This is a genomic window from Arthrobacter sp. AFG20 (assembly GCF_002892795.1).
Classification (GTDB): Bacteria; Actinomycetota; Actinomycetes; order Actinomycetales; family Micrococcaceae; genus Arthrobacter.
Genome location: NZ_PJMC01000006.1, coordinates 37,370 through 52,712 on the forward strand (window position 1 = coordinate 37,370; position 15,343 = coordinate 52,712).

The 15,343-nt window shown below is 66.3% G+C and carries 14 protein-coding genes and 2 tRNA genes; 10 read left to right on the forward strand and 6 right to left on the reverse strand.

Annotated elements, in window-relative coordinates:
- The first annotated feature begins 44 nt into the window (after positions 1 to 44).
- The gene (ettA, locus tag CXZ05_RS08905) at positions 45 to 1,727 is read left to right on the forward strand and encodes an energy-dependent translational throttle protein EttA (protein ID WP_102972254.1); all 1,683 of its coding nucleotides are present in this window, start codon (positions 45 to 47) and stop codon (positions 1,725 to 1,727) included.
- A gap of 110 nt (positions 1,728 to 1,837) precedes the next feature.
- Here the strand turns inward: ettA and CXZ05_RS08910 are convergent, their stop codons facing one another.
- Positions 1,838 to 2,809 (reverse strand): acyl-CoA thioesterase II, encoded by a 972-nt coding sequence (locus CXZ05_RS08910; protein ID WP_102972255.1) that lies wholly within the window; start codon positions 2,807 to 2,809, stop codon positions 1,838 to 1,840.
- Between the two features lie 63 nt (positions 2,810 to 2,872).
- Here CXZ05_RS08910 and CXZ05_RS08915 point away from each other — a divergent pair, with 63 nt between their 5' ends.
- Positions 2,873 to 3,535 carry a hypothetical protein gene (locus tag CXZ05_RS08915; protein ID WP_102972256.1) on the forward strand — a complete coding sequence of 221 codons (663 nt, stop codon included), beginning with the start codon at positions 2,873 to 2,875 and terminating at the stop codon, positions 3,533 to 3,535.
- Between the two features lie 37 nt (positions 3,536 to 3,572).
- On the opposite strand, the gene CXZ05_RS08920 is transcribed toward CXZ05_RS08915, so the two are convergent.
- From CXZ05_RS08920 to pepN, 4 genes are all read right to left on the reverse strand, one after another.
- A complete protein-coding gene (locus CXZ05_RS08920) occupies positions 3,573 to 4,046 on the reverse strand; it encodes a globin (protein WP_102972257.1) in 474 nt (157 codons plus the stop codon).
- A 2-nt stretch (positions 4,047 to 4,048) separates the two neighbouring features.
- Positions 4,049 to 4,711, reverse strand: coding sequence for a mechanosensitive ion channel family protein (locus tag CXZ05_RS08925; protein WP_102972258.1), 663 nt, complete (start codon positions 4,709 to 4,711; stop codon positions 4,049 to 4,051).
- Positions 4,712 to 4,818: 107 nt separating this feature from the next.
- On the reverse strand, positions 4,819 to 5,298 hold the full coding sequence (locus tag CXZ05_RS08930; protein WP_102972259.1) for an OsmC family protein: 480 nt from the start codon (positions 5,296 to 5,298) through the stop codon (positions 4,819 to 4,821).
- Positions 5,299 to 5,301: 3 nt separating this feature from the next.
- Positions 5,302 to 7,854: an aminopeptidase N gene (gene pepN / locus CXZ05_RS08935; RefSeq protein WP_102972260.1), complete on the reverse strand. Its 2,553-nt coding sequence runs from the start codon at positions 7,852 to 7,854 to the stop codon at positions 5,302 to 5,304.
- A 213-nt stretch (positions 7,855 to 8,067) separates the two neighbouring features.
- Between pepN and CXZ05_RS08940 the strand changes: the two genes are divergently transcribed.
- The 4 genes from CXZ05_RS08940 to CXZ05_RS08955 all read left to right on the forward strand — a co-directional run bounded on the left by CXZ05_RS08940 (position 8,068) and on the right by CXZ05_RS08955 (position 11,791).
- Positions 8,068 to 9,084 (forward strand): hypothetical protein, encoded by a 1,017-nt coding sequence (locus CXZ05_RS08940; protein WP_102972261.1) that lies wholly within the window; start codon positions 8,068 to 8,070, stop codon positions 9,082 to 9,084.
- Positions 9,085 to 9,207: 123 nt separating this feature from the next.
- A complete protein-coding gene (locus CXZ05_RS08945) occupies positions 9,208 to 9,702 on the forward strand; it encodes a ribose-5-phosphate isomerase (protein WP_102972262.1) in 495 nt (164 codons plus the stop codon).
- Positions 9,702 to 10,601, forward strand: coding sequence for an Fpg/Nei family DNA glycosylase (locus CXZ05_RS08950; RefSeq protein WP_102972263.1), 900 nt, complete (start codon positions 9,702 to 9,704; stop codon positions 10,599 to 10,601). Before CXZ05_RS08945 ends, CXZ05_RS08950 begins: the two co-directional genes overlap by 1 nt.
- Before the next feature lie 32 nt (positions 10,602 to 10,633).
- Positions 10,634 to 11,791: a winged helix DNA-binding domain-containing protein gene (locus CXZ05_RS08955; protein ID WP_102972264.1), complete on the forward strand. Its 1,158-nt coding sequence runs from the start codon at positions 10,634 to 10,636 to the stop codon at positions 11,789 to 11,791.
- Positions 11,792 to 11,851: 60 nt separating this feature from the next.
- Here CXZ05_RS08955 and CXZ05_RS08960 read toward each other — a convergent pair.
- Positions 11,852 to 11,925, reverse strand: a tRNA-Gly gene (locus tag CXZ05_RS08960).
- Positions 11,926 to 12,063: 138 nt separating this feature from the next.
- Here CXZ05_RS08960 and CXZ05_RS08965 point away from each other — a divergent pair.
- The 4 genes from CXZ05_RS08965 to CXZ05_RS08980 all read left to right on the forward strand — a co-directional run bounded on the left by CXZ05_RS08965 (position 12,064) and on the right by CXZ05_RS08980 (position 15,165).
- A tRNA-Pro gene (locus tag CXZ05_RS08965) sits at positions 12,064 to 12,138 on the forward strand.
- Positions 12,139 to 12,217: 79 nt separating this feature from the next.
- On the forward strand, positions 12,218 to 13,609 hold the full coding sequence (tig, locus tag CXZ05_RS08970) for a trigger factor (RefSeq protein WP_102972265.1): 1,392 nt from the start codon (positions 12,218 to 12,220) through the stop codon (positions 13,607 to 13,609).
- Between the two features lie 243 nt (positions 13,610 to 13,852).
- A complete protein-coding gene (locus CXZ05_RS08975; protein ID WP_102972266.1) occupies positions 13,853 to 14,467 on the forward strand; it encodes an ATP-dependent Clp protease proteolytic subunit in 615 nt (204 codons plus the stop codon).
- A gap of 38 nt (positions 14,468 to 14,505) precedes the next feature.
- On the forward strand, positions 14,506 to 15,165 hold the full coding sequence (locus tag CXZ05_RS08980) for an ATP-dependent Clp protease proteolytic subunit (RefSeq protein ID WP_102972267.1): 660 nt from the start codon (positions 14,506 to 14,508) through the stop codon (positions 15,163 to 15,165).
- Positions 15,166 to 15,343 lie beyond the last annotated feature (178 nt).

The following is a 15,343-nucleotide window of genomic DNA, read 5'->3' on the forward strand; positions in this document are numbered from 1 at the left end:
CACGGAATGTGAGATATCACCGCCAACCCACTAGATTTGGAACCATGGCGGAATTTATCTACACAATGACCAAGGCCCGAAAGGCTGTTGGCGAAAAACTTATTCTCGACGACGTCAGCATGTCGTTCTTCCCGGGCGCCAAGATCGGCGTCGTTGGCCCCAACGGTGCCGGTAAGTCCACCATCCTGAAAATCATGGCCGGCCTGGACACCCCGTCAAACGGTGAAGCCCGGCTGAGCCCCGGCTACACCGTGGGCATCCTGCTGCAGGAACCGCCGCTGAACGAGGAGAAGACCGTCCTGGGCAACGTCCAGGAAGGCGTTGGCGAGATCTACGGCAAGATCCAGCGCTTCAACGAGATCTCCGAGGAAATGGCCAGTCCGGACGCTGACTACGACAAGCTCCTTGAGGAGATGGGCCACCTGCAGGAGGCCATCGACTCCGCGGACGCCTGGGACCTGGACTCCCAGCTCGAGCAGGCCATGGACGCCCTCCGCTGCCCGCCGGCCGACGCGGATGTCACCCTGCTCTCCGGCGGTGAGCGCCGCCGCGTGGCGCTCTGCAAGCTGCTCCTGCAGAAGCCGGACCTCCTGCTGCTTGACGAGCCCACCAACCACCTGGACGCCGAGAGCGTGCTGTGGCTGGAACAGCACCTCTCCTCCTACGAGGGCGCCGTTCTCGCCGTCACCCACGACCGGTACTTCCTGGACCACGTCGCGGAATGGATTGCCGAGGTGGACCGCGGCCACCTGTACCCGTATGAGGGCAACTACTCCACCTACCTGGAGAAGAAGCGCGCCCGCCTGGAAGTCCAGGGCAAAAAGGACGCCAAGCAGGCCAAGCGGCTCTCCGAGGAACTCGAATGGGTCCGCTCCAACGCCAAGGGCCGGCAGACCAAGTCCAAGGCACGTCTGGCACGCTATGAGGAAATGGCGGCCGAGGCGGACCGCACCCGGAAGCTGGACTTCGAAGAGATCCAGATCCCGCCGGGGCCGCGCCTCGGCGGAGTGGTGCTGGAAGCCAAGAACCTGCAGAAGGGGTTCGATGACCGCACCCTGATCGACGGCCTGTCCTTCTCCCTGCCCCGCAACGGCATCGTCGGTGTCATCGGCCCGAACGGTGTGGGCAAGTCCACGCTGTTCAAGACCATCGTGGGCCTTGAACCCCTCGACGGCGGGGAGCTGAAGATCGGCGACTCGGTCAAGATCTCCTACGCCGACCAGAGCCGCGGCGGCATCGACCCCAACAAGACCCTGTGGGAAGTTGTTTCCGACGGCCTGGACTTCATCCAGGTGGGCAACGTCGAAATGCCGTCCCGCGCGTACGTTGCGGCGTTCGGGTTCAAGGGACCGGACCAGCAGAAGAAGGCAGGCGTGCTCTCCGGCGGTGAGCGTAACCGCCTGAACCTGGCGCTGACCCTCAAGCAGGGCGGAAACCTGCTCCTGCTCGACGAACCGACCAACGACCTCGACGTCGAAACCCTCAGCAGCCTGGAAAACGCGCTGCTGGAGTTCCCGGGCTGCGCCGTCGTGGTCTCCCACGACCGCTGGTTCCTGGACCGGGTGGCCACCCACATCCTCGCCTATGAAGGTGACGAGGAGAACCCGTCGAAGTGGTACTGGTTTGAGGGCAACTTCGAATCCTACGAGGAAAACAAGGTACAGCGACTTGGTCCCGACGCCGCCAAGCCGCACCGCGTCACGCACCGCCGCCTGACCCGCGACTAACCAAGCCGCGGCTCATCAAGCACTGAAATTAGGCGCTGGGCACGAAAAAGGCCGGCCCCGGGTTGACGAGATCAACCCGGGGCCGGCCTTTTCGTGTTGCCGCGAGTCCGTCAGGCCTTGCGCATCTGGTGCTGCAGGATCTTGGTCTGCACGGCGCCGGCCACCTTGCTCTTGATGTCCGTCGGCACCCGGACCATGCCCTCCTGCGCCACGGATGCCACGTGTAGGCCCTCCCGGTTGAAGATCTTGCCGGTTGCCAGGCCCCGCGCTCCCTGGGCGCTGGGCGATTCCTGCACGTACAGGAGCCACTCGTCAACGCGCACGGGACGGTGCCACCACATGGCATGGTCGAGGCTCGCCACGCTCATGCCCGGCGTGATCCAGCTCAGCCCGTGCTTGCGAAGAATCGACTCCAGCAGCGTGTAGTCGCTGGCGTAGGCCAGCGCGGCGCGGTGTGTGTTGGCGTTGTCCGGCATGGGGCTGAAGGTCTTCATCCACACGGCGTTGCGCGCTTCCTTCTTCCCCGTGGCCGCCACATACAGTGCGGGATCCACATGGCGGATGTCGAAGGGCCGTTCGTACGCCCAGTGCCGGGCGACGGGGTGGTCAAACTTGCCCAGCAGGTCAGCCGTGCTGGGCAGCGTCTCCGGATCCGGAATACCGGCAGGCATCTCGGACTGGTGCTCAATACCCTCATCGCCGGCCTGGAACGAAGCAATCATCGACAGAATCGGCGTGCCGTCCTGGTAGGCATGCACGCGCCGGGCCGAGAACGAGCGGCCGTCCCGCAGGCGCTGGACCCCGAAGGTGATGGGCTTGTTCGCGTCGCCAGGCCGGAGGAAGTAGCCGTGCATGGAATGGACGGTGCGGTCCTCGTCCACAGTGCGCATCCCCGCGACCAGGGACTGGGCCAGGACCTGGCCGCCGAAGACGCGCTGGTGCGGCTGGCGCTGCGACGGACCCATGAAAATATCCTCGTCGGTGCGGGCGCCTTCCAGCTCGCCGAGGTCAAGCAGTTCGAGGAGGGAGTTCGTGGGGTCGTTCGTGGGCAAGGCCTGCAATCCGGCGTCCGCTTCAGTCATGGTTTGACTCTAGACGGCACCCCGGCACCGCTCAACCGAGCCCAAGCCGGTAGTGTTCTTAACGTGTCTGATCTCCTTACCCAGTCTTTCCGCTTCGCCGACCCCCGCGACCTCGCCGACCTGAAGACCTTCGTCACCCGCGCGAAGGCCATCGACGACGGCGCCATCCGCCTGCAGGCGGCCGGCACGGTCCTGGCCGCCTACGTGTGCGTGCTCCGGCCCCGGATCCTGGGGGAGTCCACGCCCACGATCCTCGGCCTGCGTACCATGGGCCTCGCTGAGCCGTCCGCCGTTGACGTCACGGTTCCGCTGGCTGCCGTCCTGGACCGGCTGGCCCGGGCGGGGGAGAACGACACCGATCTTCCGGTCCCGCCGTCGACCGTCACCGAATCATGGGCGGGCGTGGGTGCGCCGCGCGGCGGCTGGGAACTCGTGGACTCCGTGCCCGACACCGAACTGCGGCAGGCCGCCGAAGCCGGCATCGCCGAGGTGGCCGGGATCGTTCCGGACAAACCCGGAGCCATGATCGTGAACAACGCCCGGGCCGCCGTCTGGGGACGCGGGCTCGAGGGCCGGCACGGGGTGCCGGCCGGAGCGGCGTTTGCCGCCCTTGCCCTGGGATTCCTGGGCGAGGACGAACAGAAGCTCTACCGTTCCGGGCGCTGGTTCCGGCTCAGCGGCAGCCGCGGGCACGTGCTGGCACGCACCGGCGCCGGACTGCTTTAGGCGGCCGCTACCTGGCGGCGCGAAGCAGCCGCCGGTATCAGCCCTGCGCCTCGGACGGGCTGTTCACCATCGAGAGCGCGGCGCGCTCCATGTAATCCCACAGCGTTCCCTCATGCAGTGGCGGCAGGCCCAGGGAATCGACGGCCGTCCGCATGTGGTGCAGCCAGCGGTCCTTCGCCTCGGGCGTCACCCGGAACGGCATGTGGCGCATCCGCAGCCGGGGATGGCCGCGCTCCTCGCCGTAGGTGGTGGGGCCGCCCCAATACTGCTCTAAAAACATCAGGAACCGCCGCTTGGCCGGACCCAGATCCTCCTCCGGATACATGGGCCGCAGCAGCGGATCGGTGGCCACGCCGTCGTAAAAGACGTCAATGAGCTTCACGAAGGTCTCATGGCCGCCGACGGCGTCGTAGAAGTTGTCCGTGTAGCCCGGCTGGCTGAAGGGGTCGTTGCGCATCAGCGGCTTCCGGACCCCCGGCTCGGGCGGGGTGGGAAGGGATGGAATGGTCATGGCTATTCTCCGGCCTTCTGCTGGGGTGCGTGCTCGGCTTCAGCAGCCGTCTCTTCAGGCTCCGCAGGCGGGACGTAGTTGCCCTGCGAGCGGTTGCCCACGCGGAGGATCTCACCGTTGCGGAGGTACCAGATGGCGCCGTTCTCGTCGCGGACGCGCGTGATCCGCAGCCCGATCGACTCGACGACGCCCACCACTTCGCTGGTTTCAATGATGTCGCCGATGCCGTACTGGTCCTCGATGGTGATGAAGATGCCGGCGAGGAAGTCCCTGATCAGCTGCTGGGCGCCAAAGCCGATGGCGATACCGAGGATTCCCACGCTGGTCAGGAGCGGCGCCACGTCGACGTCGAGGTTCTTCAGCATGTAAATGGTGGTGATGACGGCGATCATTACGCCGATGCCGCTCTTCAGCAGCGAGCCGATCGTGTTGGCCCGCTGCACGCGCCGCTCATGGTCCAGGGCGCGCAGCGCCGGCGCCACCCAGCGGAAATGCGGCTTCTTGAACAGTGACGTGCCGCTAGCCACACGCTTGGTGATCCTGGCGATGAGGAAACTCGCGATCAGCCACAGGAGTATGCCTGCGCCGAGGCTGATGGCCACGCCGGCCAGGTCGAGTCCGGTGGGCTCCAGTGAGGCCGAGGGCGCTGTGAACATGCTGTGCATCTGCTGGAAGGCTCCTTGCTGCTGTCCGGCGGCGGCCGGTCTCCGCGCTGTCCGGGGAGGCCGACCGCTCTTTGGTCGCTTTTAAGCCTAGCGGGGTCTGCCGCTGGCTAAGGACTTCCGGCTGTGGTAATGGGAGCGTGGAGGACGGGGAAATTTACGCTACGGGCAATGAAGCACACCTCGTTGGCCTCATGGTGCATCCGGCCCGCCAACGCGATGTGCCCGGGATCCGCAACCGTCACCTGCGGGCGCAGCGTTACGGTTTCGAACTGGCCGCTGCCGTCCCGGTTGAGCCGCATCATTCCGGTGGCATTGTCCTCATAGGACAGGACCACCACGCCATGCTTCACCGCAACGTGCAGGAAAGACAGCATGTGGCACTGTGCCAGCGCTGTCAGCAGCAGCTGCTCGGGGTTGTACCGGGAGCGGTCGCCGTGGAAGGTGGGATCGGCCGAGCCCTGCAGGACCGGCAGCCCGGGAATTTCGATGTCGTGGTCCCTGGAGTAGTCCCGGTAGGACGACGTGCCGCTTCCAAGGTTGCCGGTCCAGCGGACTGTCAGCGCATAGCGGTGTTCGTTGAGTGCCATTGCCTAGACATCCGCCGCGCGGGCCCGCAGAGCCCGGGCCACGCCGTCGCGGTTTTCCAGCATCATCCGGCGCAGCGCAGCGCTCTCCTCCGGCAGCGACGCAAGGAACGCGTCTGTCCGGTCCACGGTGGCCTGGCTGGTCAGCTGCGCCGGGTACAGCCCGACGACGATCTGCTGGGCCAGGGCATTGGTACGCTCGGCAACGATTCCCGGGACTGCCTCGAAGTATTTCTCCGCGAACGGCTCCAGCAGCCCGGTGTCCAGCACCCGCGTGAAGCCGGCGACGGCCGAGGCCTGGATGGCGTTGGAGAGCTCGCCCTTGACCACGATCGACTCCCAGGCTGCCAACTTGGCCTCCGGGGTGGGGATGGCAGCCTTGGCCAGGGCGGCCGCGTTCTGGCCGCTGGAGGTGTTGTCCCGCTGCAGTTCCGCGTCGATGTCCGCCTGTCCCAGCCTGCCGCCTGCCACGAGGGAGGCCACGAGCTCCCAGCGGAGGTCCTGGTCCACGGTCAGCCCGGCCAGGGTGGCCGAGCCGTCCAGCAGCCCGGCGATCCGGTCCAGCTGCTGCCCGCTGCGCGCCAGGAGCGCGAACGACTTGATGAACTGCAGCTGGGCGTCGGACCCGCCCGGCACGTCCGTGGCCAGTTCCCAGAGCCGGTCGACGGCGGCAACGGTGGTGGCTTCGCGGTGCTCCTCGGCCACATAGAACGTGAGCGTGGTGGCAAGCTGCCGCAGCTGCACCAGGATTACCGATGAATCAGACTCGGAGGCGATGTTGGCCAGGATCAGGTCGACGTATCCGCGGGCGGGGCTTTCCCCGTCCCTTGCAGCGTCCCAGGCCGAGCCCCACACCAGCGTCCGCGGCAGGCTCTCCCTGAAGTCCTTCAGGTGCGCCTTGGCGGTGGCCAGCGACTGCTCATCAAGCCGCACCTTGGCATAGGCGAGGTCATCGTCGTTGAGCAGGATGAGGTCCGGCCGCTTGAGTCCGGCCAGTTCGGGGACCTCGGTGCGTTCGCCGTCGACGTCCAGTTCCTCACGGTGCACGCGCTCGAGCGTGCCCTCGCCGGTAAGGTCATAGAACCCCACCGCCAGGCGGTGTGGGCGGATGGTGGGCTGCTCGGCAACCGCCGACTGCAGGATGGCGAATGAGCTGATGGTGCCGTCGGCGTCCACCGCCAGTTCCGGCTTGAGCGAGTTCACGCCGGCCGTTTCCAGCCACAGGCGGCCCCACTGGTCCAGGTCGCGTCCGCTGGCCTTCTCCAGCTCGACCATCAGGTCGCCGAGCTCGGTGTTGCGCCAGGAATGCTTGGCAAAGTATTCACGCACGCCGGCCATGAACTGGTCCGGCCCCACCCAGGCCACCAGCTGCCGCAGCACGGAGGCGCCCTTGGCATAGGTGATTCCGTCGAAGTTCACCTCGACGTCCTGCAGGTCGTTGATCTCGGCGAAGATCGGGTGGGTGGTGGGAAGCTGGTCCTGGCGGTAGGCCCACGACTTCTCCACCGAAGCGAACGTGGTCCACGCGCTCTGGAACTTGGTGTTCTCCACCGCGGCCAGGTGCGACATGTATTCGGCGAAGGATTCGTTGAGCCAGAGGTCGTTCCACCAGCGCATGGTCACGAGGTCGCCGAACCACATGTGGGCCAGTTCGTGCAGCACGGTGATGGCCCGGCGTTCCACCTGCGCCTCCGGGACCTTGCCGCGAAAGACATAGCCTTCGAGGATGGTGACCGCGCCGGCGTTTTCCATGGCGCCGGCGTTGAACTCGGGCACAAACAGCTGGTCGTACTTCTCAAAGGGGTAGGGGCAGCCGAACTGAGCCTCGAAGAACTCGAAGCCCTGGCGCGTGAGCTCGAAGATGTTGTCCGCGTCCAGGTACTGCATGAGGGACTTGCGGGCGAAGACGCCCAGCGGCACGACGCGGCCGTCCGAACTGGTGACATCGCTGCGCGCCGACTGGTACGGCCCGGCGATCAGCGCGGTCACGTACGAGGACAGGCGGGGCGTCGGCGTGAAGTCCCAGACCGAGCGGGCGCCGCCGTCGGCACCCGGTGAAGTCTCCGCCGGCTCCGGGGTGGGGGAGTTGGAGACGACATCCCAGTGCGACGGTGCCGTGACCCGGAACCTGAAAGTGGCCTTGAGGTCGGGCTGTTCAAATACGGCGAACATCCGGCGGGAATCGGGCACCTCGAACTGCGTGTACAGGTATACCTCGCCGTCCACCGGGTCCACGAAGCGGTGCAGGCCTTCGCCGGTGTTCATGTAGGGGGCGTCCGCCACCACAGTGAGCTCGTTGTCCGCGGCCAGCTCCGGCAACTGGATCCTGATGCCGTCGGACACCCGGGCCGGATCCAGTTCGCGCCCGTTCAGGGTCACGCTGTGGACTTCGGCCGTCACGGCGTCGATGAACGTTGAGGAGCCGGGCTCCGCGGTGAACCTGACCGTGGTGGTGGAACCGAAGACAGTCCCGCCCCTGGTCAGGTCCAGGCTGACATCGTAGGAGTCGACGGCGATAAGCTCGGCGCGCTCGCGTGCTTCGGCGCGCGTCAGGTTCATACCTGGCAAGGTGGTGCCTCCAGAGGTAAGTGGCGGACAGGCCCGGCCCGCCGGCAGGTGCGCATGATAGTCACGCGCACGGTTTGCATCACTGTGAAGCCATTGTTTCATTTCGGGGCCGCTTGGCAAGTTGCGTAGCTCACTTCCGTGGCTCAAGTCCGGGGCTCCTTCCCCCGGGGTCCTCTCCGGCCGGCGCAGGGGTAGCGTTAAGGCATGGGAAAGATCCTCGATGCTGTGGACACCAAGGCGCTGCGGTTCGCGATCGGCTTCCCAGTGTTGCTCGCCGCCGGGTTCGCGGTCTGTGCCGTGCTGTTGCGGCCGGATCTGCCGGAACCGCTGGCGGTCATGTGGAATAACGACGGCGGCACCGCCTTCGCCCCGTTCCCCGCCTTCGTGGGCGGCGGGGCCGCCCTGATCGTCATCACCGGCTGGCTGGTGCTGCTGCAGGCCGTGCCGGTGTCGCGGCCCACAGTGATGCGCCGGATCATGATGGGCGCGGGGCTGGCGGTGAGCCTTTTCGTCACCACCGTGCTGGCGGCCGCGCTCGTAGGCCAGACCGGCGTGGCTGACGCGCGCGAGTCAAGCGTGGACATGATTGTCCTTGCCTCGGGCAGCGGCGCCGCACTTGCCCTGGGTGTCATCATCGGGTTCGTGTTCAAGGCGGACCAGCAGTGGACACCGGAGGACGACCGCGCACTGCAGCAGGCCCTGGAACTTGAGCTCGACCCTGAGCTTGTCCGGGATTCCGTGCGGTTCTGGGTGCATGCGCGCAGCTCCGTCTTTGTCATGATCGCCATAGCCAGCCTGTTTCCCGCTTCGCTGATCGCGATAGTCGTGCCGTGGCTCGGAGCGCTGCTCGTGGCGGCCGCCCTGGTGGGCGCCGCGTTCCTGTTCGCCCGGGTCACCGCGGACCGCAGTGGTCTGCGCGTCTTCCTTGCAGGCATCCTGCGTGTGGTCGACGTCCCCGCCGCCGCCATCTCTGCCGCCCAACCGGCGGACGTCCGCGCCGCCGACTACGGCGGGTGGGGCTACCGCAACCACGACGGAACCGCAGCGGTGCTGGTCAGCAGCGGCCCCGCCGTCGTCGTCCGCAAGACCGACGGCCACAAGCTGGCCGTTAGCGGCGGCAACCCCGACTCCGCCGCCCTTCTCGCCGAGGTCCTGACCCGCGTGGCGGCAAGGGCCCGCCGCGACGCCCGGCCGCCGGCCCAGGGCGACACGGAGCCGTAACTGCCGCGTCACTGCCGGGCGGCTCCCCGCTGGGGCGAAGCGCACCGAGTACTCTTGGATCTGTTGATTTGACCTGTACCAGCCCGGCCGCGCCCCGGTGCTCATGACTGAACGGAAGCTACCGTGACAACAAACCCTGCATTTCCGCGGGTCCACATCGCCACCGACCACGCCGGCATGGAGCTGAGTGCCCACCTGGTCAAGCACCTGACGGCGAACGGCTATGACGTGGTGGATCACGGACCCAAGGAATACGACGCCCTGGACGACTACCCCTCGTTCTGCATCAACGCGGCGCTCGCAGTGGTGGCGGACCAGGAAGCAGGGGTCCACGCGCTGGGCATCGTGCTGGGCGGATCCGGAAACGGCGAGCAGATCGCGGCCAACAAGGTCAAGGGAGTCCGCGCCGCCCTGGCCTGGAACCAGTCCACGGCCACACTGGCCCGCGAGCACAACGATGCCAACGTCGTGGCCGTCGGCGGGCGCCAGCACAGCGTCGAGGAGGCAACGTCCCTGATCGAGGCCTTCCTGCAGGAGCCCTTCAGCAACGACGAGCGGCACGTCCGCCGCATCGGCAAGATCGCCACCTACGAAACCACCGGCGAGATCGTCGAGTAGTGCCGGAAGGCCACTCCATACACCGGCTGGCCCGCCAGTTCGGTGACGTGTTCGCCGGTGAGCGGCTGGCTGTCAGCAGCCCCCAGGGCCGCTTTGCCGCAGGCGCCGCGCTGCTGGACGGGCATACCATGGTGCACGCGTCCGCCCACGGAAAGCACCTGTTCCTGCACTTCGATCACGCACTGGTGCTGCACGTCCATCTCGGCCTCTACGGGGCCTGGGATTTCGGCGGGGACAGCCAGTTCCGCGGAGCCTCCAGCATCGGCGCGCCCCGAAGGGTGGGCGAGCGGGAAGTGGCCGGCACTTGCGATACAGCTCCCGCCGAGTACACCGGGCCGCCGGCGCCGGTGGGGGCGGTGCGGGTCCGACTGGTGGGTGACCATGGCTGGGCCGACCTGCGCGGTGCCACCACGTGCGCGGCCATTACCGATGCCGAGGCGGCGGCCGTGCTGGACAGGCTGGGCCCCGATCCGCTCCACAACACCGGCGGCAGCAGGGACGACTTCATCCGGCGCGTCCTGGCAAAGCGGACGCCGCTCGCCACGCTGCTGATGGACCAGAAGGTGATTGCCGGCGTTGGGAATGTCTACCGGGCCGAAGTGCTGTTCCGCGGCAGGATCGACCCCCTGCTCCCCGGCCGCGCGCTCACCGCGGACGCCGCCGGTCTCCTCTGGGATGACACCACCGCGGTGATGGCCGACGGCGTCCGCGACGGGCGGATCATCACCACCACCGCCGGCTTCTGGACCCGGAGCGGCCAGCTTCCGCCGGGGGAGGAGGCGCACTTTGTCTACCGCCGCCACGGCCAGCCGTGCAGGGTCTGCGGCGCTCCGGTTGCCCTGGCTGAACACGCCGCCCGCAAACTGTACTGGTGTCCGTCCTGCCAGCAGCCCGCCTGAGCTGACCGGCTGCGGGCGAGAGGCGGCAGGCGATGACTGACAGGCCGGTACGAGAGTATTCGTGGGCGCAGGTCTGTGCCAGGCGCCTGGAGCGCCAGTGGCTTGCGGCGCCTTCGCAAACCGGTACCCCGGCCGACATCGTGCGTGCCATGTGCGGCGCGCACGCCCAGGTGATGCAGGCCGCGGAACTGTCAGTGGGGATGCGCGGCACCGGAATTTCCCGGGCCGACCTCCGCAAGACGCTCTGGGAGGACGGAACCCTGGTCAGGACCTTCGGGCCCCGGGGCACCGTGCACCTGCTGACCGCCGCCGACCTGTCCCAGTGGACCGGCGCCCTGGGTACCCTTCCGCCCAACCCGGCGCTGGGGCAATTCCTGACGCCCGGCCAGACGGATGAGATCGTGGCCGCAATTGCAGACGCGCTGCGGGACGGCGAGCTGACCGTCGACGAACTCACGGACGCCATAGTCGCCAGAACCGGTACCTGGGCGGCTGAGCCGGTGATGCCCGCATTCCAGACCATGTGGCCGCGCTGGCGCGCGGCGATGGGGACCGCGGGCTTCAGCGGGGCGCTGTGCTTTGGCGCCGGCAGGGGCCGGGCATCGACATACCGCAGCCCTGGGCAGCTGCTTCCCGGGTTCCGGCCCGCTGATGCTGCGCCGGCGCTTGGCTGGCTCGTCCGGGCCTACCTGCGGGCATACGGACCCGCTACGCCAGCCCATTTCGCCCGGTGGCTGGCGGTTCCGCACGAGTGGGCGTCCGGCCTCTTTGATGACCACCGCGAAGGGCTGGCCCAGGTCACCGTGGCAGGGACGCCGGCCTGGGTGCTGCAGAGCGACACCGGGGCCATCACCACGGAACCTGCGGGCGTCAGGCTGCTCCCCTACTTCGATTCCTATGTGGTGGCCGGCCAGCCCCGGAATCTGCTGTTCCCGGGCGTGGCAAGTACCCGTGCCCTGGCCAGGGGGCAGGCAGGTAACTATCCCGTCATACTTATCGACGGCGTCGTCAGCGGACTCTGGCACCACCGCCGTTCCGGAAAGATACTGGAGATCACGGCCGAACTGTTCCGTCCGGCGGGGGCAGCGCAGCTGCAGGAGCTGGCCCAGCAGGCGGAGCGGGTCGGGAACTTCCTCCAGTCTGAAGCCCGTCTCACCGTCGGCCCGGTGGATGTCGGGGGCCACGCCTAAGCCCCGGGCCCCGTCGGGGCTTAACGCAAAAGAGGCCCCTCATAGGGGGCCTCTTTGGTGTGGAGGGGACGACGGGAATCGAACCCGCGTAATCAGTTTGGAAGACTGAGGCTTTACCATTAAGCTACGTCCCCGAGGAAAGCGCTCCGGCGTATTGGCCTTGGGCTTTTCTTCGGCGGCTGTTCAAGCCGGATATAACTAAACCTAATTCATGTCCCAACTGTCAAATGTGCAAACGCGGCGGGGATGAACGTAGACTGTCCTGTGCATTACGGGGTGTAGCTCAGCTTGGCTAGAGCGCCTGCTTTGGGAGCAGGAAGTCGCAGGTTCAAATCCTGTCACCCCGACTCTGCGGCCCGGGCCCCAGGCCTGGTCACAACAACGCGTTTGCAGAACCCATCCAACAAAACCAGGAGTACTTAGACCGTGAAGAGCGCTGTCGAGAACCTCACCCCCACGCGGGTCAAGCTCAATGTTGAGGTCCCCTTTGAGGAATTGAAGCCCAGCATCGACGAGGCATACAAGACTGTTGCTTCGCAGATCCAGGTCCCTGGCTTCCGTAAGGGCAAGGTTCCCGCCAAGCTGATCGACCAGCGCGTCGGCCGCGGATACGTCCTGGAGACCGCCATCAACGAGGGCCTTAACGGCTGGTACCAGGCTGCAGTCCAGGAGTCCGGCATCCACCCCCTGAGCCGTCCCGAGGTTGAGATCACCGAGGTTCCGGATCCTTCCGCCACCGATGGTGAGCTGAAGTTCCAGGCCGAGGTTGACGTCCGCCCCGAGATTGAACTGCCCGACTACGCCGGGATCAAGGTTGAGGTTGCCGCGGCAGAGTCCTCTGACGCCGACGTCGACAAGGCCCTGGACGAACTGCGCGGCCGCTTCGGCACGCTCAAGTCCGTGGAGCGCCCGGCAGCTGACGGCGACTTCCTGAGCATCGACATCACGGCGAGCATCGACGGCGCCGAGGTTGACTCCGCAACCGGGCTGTCCTACCAGGTTGGCGCCGGCACCATGCTTGAGGGTATGGACGAGGCCGTCACCGGCCTGAGCGCCGACGAGGACGCCATCTTCGACACCACCCTCGTGGGCGGCGACCACGCCGGCGAAGCCGCGCAGGTCAAGGTTGTCGTCAAGTCCGTCAAGGAGCGCGAGCTGCCCGAGGCGAACGACGACTTCGCCCAGCTGGCCTCCGAGTTCGACACGCTGGCCGAACTGCGCGAAGACCTCGCCAAGCAGGCCGCGGACTCCAAGGTCGTGGAGCAGGGGGTCGAGGCACGCGACAAGGTCCTGGACAAGCTCGTTGAGCTGGTTGAGGTTCCCGTTCCGGAGTCCGTCGTCGAAGAGCAGCTCGAGCAGCACTTCAAGGCCGAGAACTCCCACGGTGAAGGCGAGCACGACACCGAAGAGCACCGCGCCGAGGTCAAGGCCAACACCGAGCGTGCCTTCCAGAACGAGATCATCCTCGACGCCATCGCCGAGAAGGAAGAAGTAGGCGTCAGCCAGAACGAGCTGATCGACTACATCGTCACCACCGCCAGCCAGTACGGCATGGACCCGAACCAGTTCGCCCAGATCATCGACCAGAGCGGCCAGGTTCCCATGATGGTCTCCGAGGTCCGACGCCGCAAGGCACTGGCCGTCGTCCTGGGCCAGGCCGAGGTTACCGACTCCGAGGGCAACAAGGTTGACCTGAGCGACTTCGTCCGCCCCGGCGGCGAAGAGGCTCCCGCCGTCGAAGCCGAAGCAGAAACCGAAGCTGAAGAGGCAGCCGGCGAGACCGTCGCGAACGACGATCCCGCGGCCGTGAAGTTCTAGCAGCAGCACGCATCAGCGACGCCAGCCCCCGGGTCCTCGGATCCGGGGGCTGGCGCGTTAACGGCCGGTGTACAGCTCCTGCGGGCAATCGTGCGCCGTCAGCGAACAGCGCGATTCCGACGAACAAATCCGCTCCGAAAGCGGTTAGTGTCCAAGTAGTGAAGTTCAGTGATGTCGTTCAGTGATGTCACCGTCACCAGCGAGAGGTAAGTACATATGTCACAGCAAGCAGCGGCCCCCCGCATGGCAACCGTCGATCCTGCAGCCCAGGATAACTACATCTACAACCGCCTGCTGAAAGAGCGCATCATCTGGCTTGGTTCCGAGGTCCGCGACGAGAACGCGAACGCCATCTGCTCACAGCTGCTGCTGCTTTCCGCCGAGGATCCCAACAAGGACATCTACCTCTACATCAACTCTCCCGGCGGCTCGGTGACGGCCGGCATGGCCATCTACGACACCATGCAGTTCATCCCCAACGACGTCGTCACCGTCGCCACCGGCCTCGCGGCCTCCATGGGACAGTTCCTGCTGTCCTCCGGCACCAAGGGCAAGCGCTACGCCACTCCGAACGCCCGTATCCTGATGCACCAGCCCTCAGGCGGAATCGGCGGAACGGCTTCGGACATCAAGATCCAGGCCGAGCTGATCCTCCACATGAAGAAGGTCATGGCTGAGCTCACGGCGGACCAGACCGGCCAGAGCGTGGAAACCATCCTCAAGGACAACGACCGCGACAAGTGGTTCACGGCCCCCGAAGCGCTGGAATACGGCTTCTTCGACAAGATCTCGGCGCACGCAGGTTCTGTCGCCGGCGGCGGCGGAACCCAGAACGCTTCATCTAACGGCCAGAGCTAACCGGCATCAAGACAGAACTGAATCCAGGAGCAAAGAACATGAACTACAATTTCGGGTCGTCTGCCGGTAACCTGCCGACAAGCCGCTACGTGCTGCCGCAGTTCGAGGAGCGCACGCCGTATGGCTTCAAGCGCCAGGACCCCTACACCAAGCTCTTTGAAGACCGCATTATCTTCCTCGGTGTCCAGGTGGACGACGCCTCTGCTGACGACGTCATGGCGCAGCTGCTGGTGCTGGAGTCCACGGACCCGGACCGCGACATCACCATTTACATCAACTCGCCAGGCGGCTCCTTCACCGCCATGACGGCGATTTACGACACCATGCAGTACATCCGTCCGGAAATCCAGACCGTGTGCCTGGGCCAGGCCGCAAGTGCTGCGGCCGTCCTGCTGGCCGCGGGAACGCCGGGCAAGCGCCTCGCGCTGCCCAACGCCCGCGTCCTGATCCACCAGCCGGCACTGTCCGGCGGCCAGGGCGGACAGGCATCCGACCTGGAGATCCAGGCGGCCGAAGTCATGCGCATGCGGACCTGGCTGGAGGATACCCTGGCCAAGCACTCCGGCCGGACGCCAGAACAGGTCAACAACGACATCGAGCGCGACAAGATCCTCACCGCCGCTGAGGCGCAGAACTACGGCCTGATTGACCAGGTCCTCGATTCCCGCAAGATCAAGCCGCAGGCACTTGCCCGCTAAATGCCGGCACATGCCGGGTAAACAGCAGTAACGGGCGCTGGCGCGGTTTAGATTTTTGAACCGCACCGGCGTCCGGTTTCCACACCTCGGGACGAATGTGACCTAGAGTGGATGTAATCATTGCCGGCTCCGCCAGGTAGGGCCGTGATTCCAGCAACCGGTGCAAAGCTGCCCTTGC

Excerpts from the sequence above, each read along its gene's own strand:
- CXZ05_RS08925 (WP_102972258.1), bottom strand. The coding sequence starts at position 4,711 with ATGCACAGCATGTTCACAGCGCCCTCGGCCTCACTGGAGCCCACCGGA.
- CXZ05_RS08980 (WP_102972267.1), top strand. The coding sequence starts at position 14,506 with ATGAACTACAATTTCGGGTCGTCTGCCGGTAACCTGCCGACAAGCCGC.
- CXZ05_RS08955 (WP_102972264.1), top strand. The coding sequence starts at position 10,634 with ATGACTGACAGGCCGGTACGAGAGTATTCGTGGGCGCAGGTCTGTGCC.
- pepN (WP_102972260.1), bottom strand. The coding sequence starts at position 7,854 with ATGAACCTGACGCGCGCCGAAGCACGCGAGCGCGCCGAGCTTATCGCC.
- CXZ05_RS08910 (WP_102972255.1), bottom strand. The coding sequence starts at position 2,809 with ATGACTGAAGCGGACGCCGGATTGCAGGCCTTGCCCACGAACGACCCC.
- CXZ05_RS08920 (WP_102972257.1), bottom strand. The coding sequence starts at position 4,046 with ATGACCATTCCATCCCTTCCCACCCCGCCCGAGCCGGGGGTCCGGAAG.
- ettA (WP_102972254.1), top strand. The coding sequence starts at position 45 with ATGGCGGAATTTATCTACACAATGACCAAGGCCCGAAAGGCTGTTGGC.
- CXZ05_RS08940 (WP_102972261.1), top strand. The coding sequence starts at position 8,068 with ATGGGAAAGATCCTCGATGCTGTGGACACCAAGGCGCTGCGGTTCGCG.
- CXZ05_RS08975 (WP_102972266.1), top strand. The coding sequence starts at position 13,853 with ATGGCAACCGTCGATCCTGCAGCCCAGGATAACTACATCTACAACCGC.
- CXZ05_RS08930 (WP_102972259.1), bottom strand. The coding sequence starts at position 5,298 with ATGGCACTCAACGAACACCGCTATGCGCTGACAGTCCGCTGGACCGGC.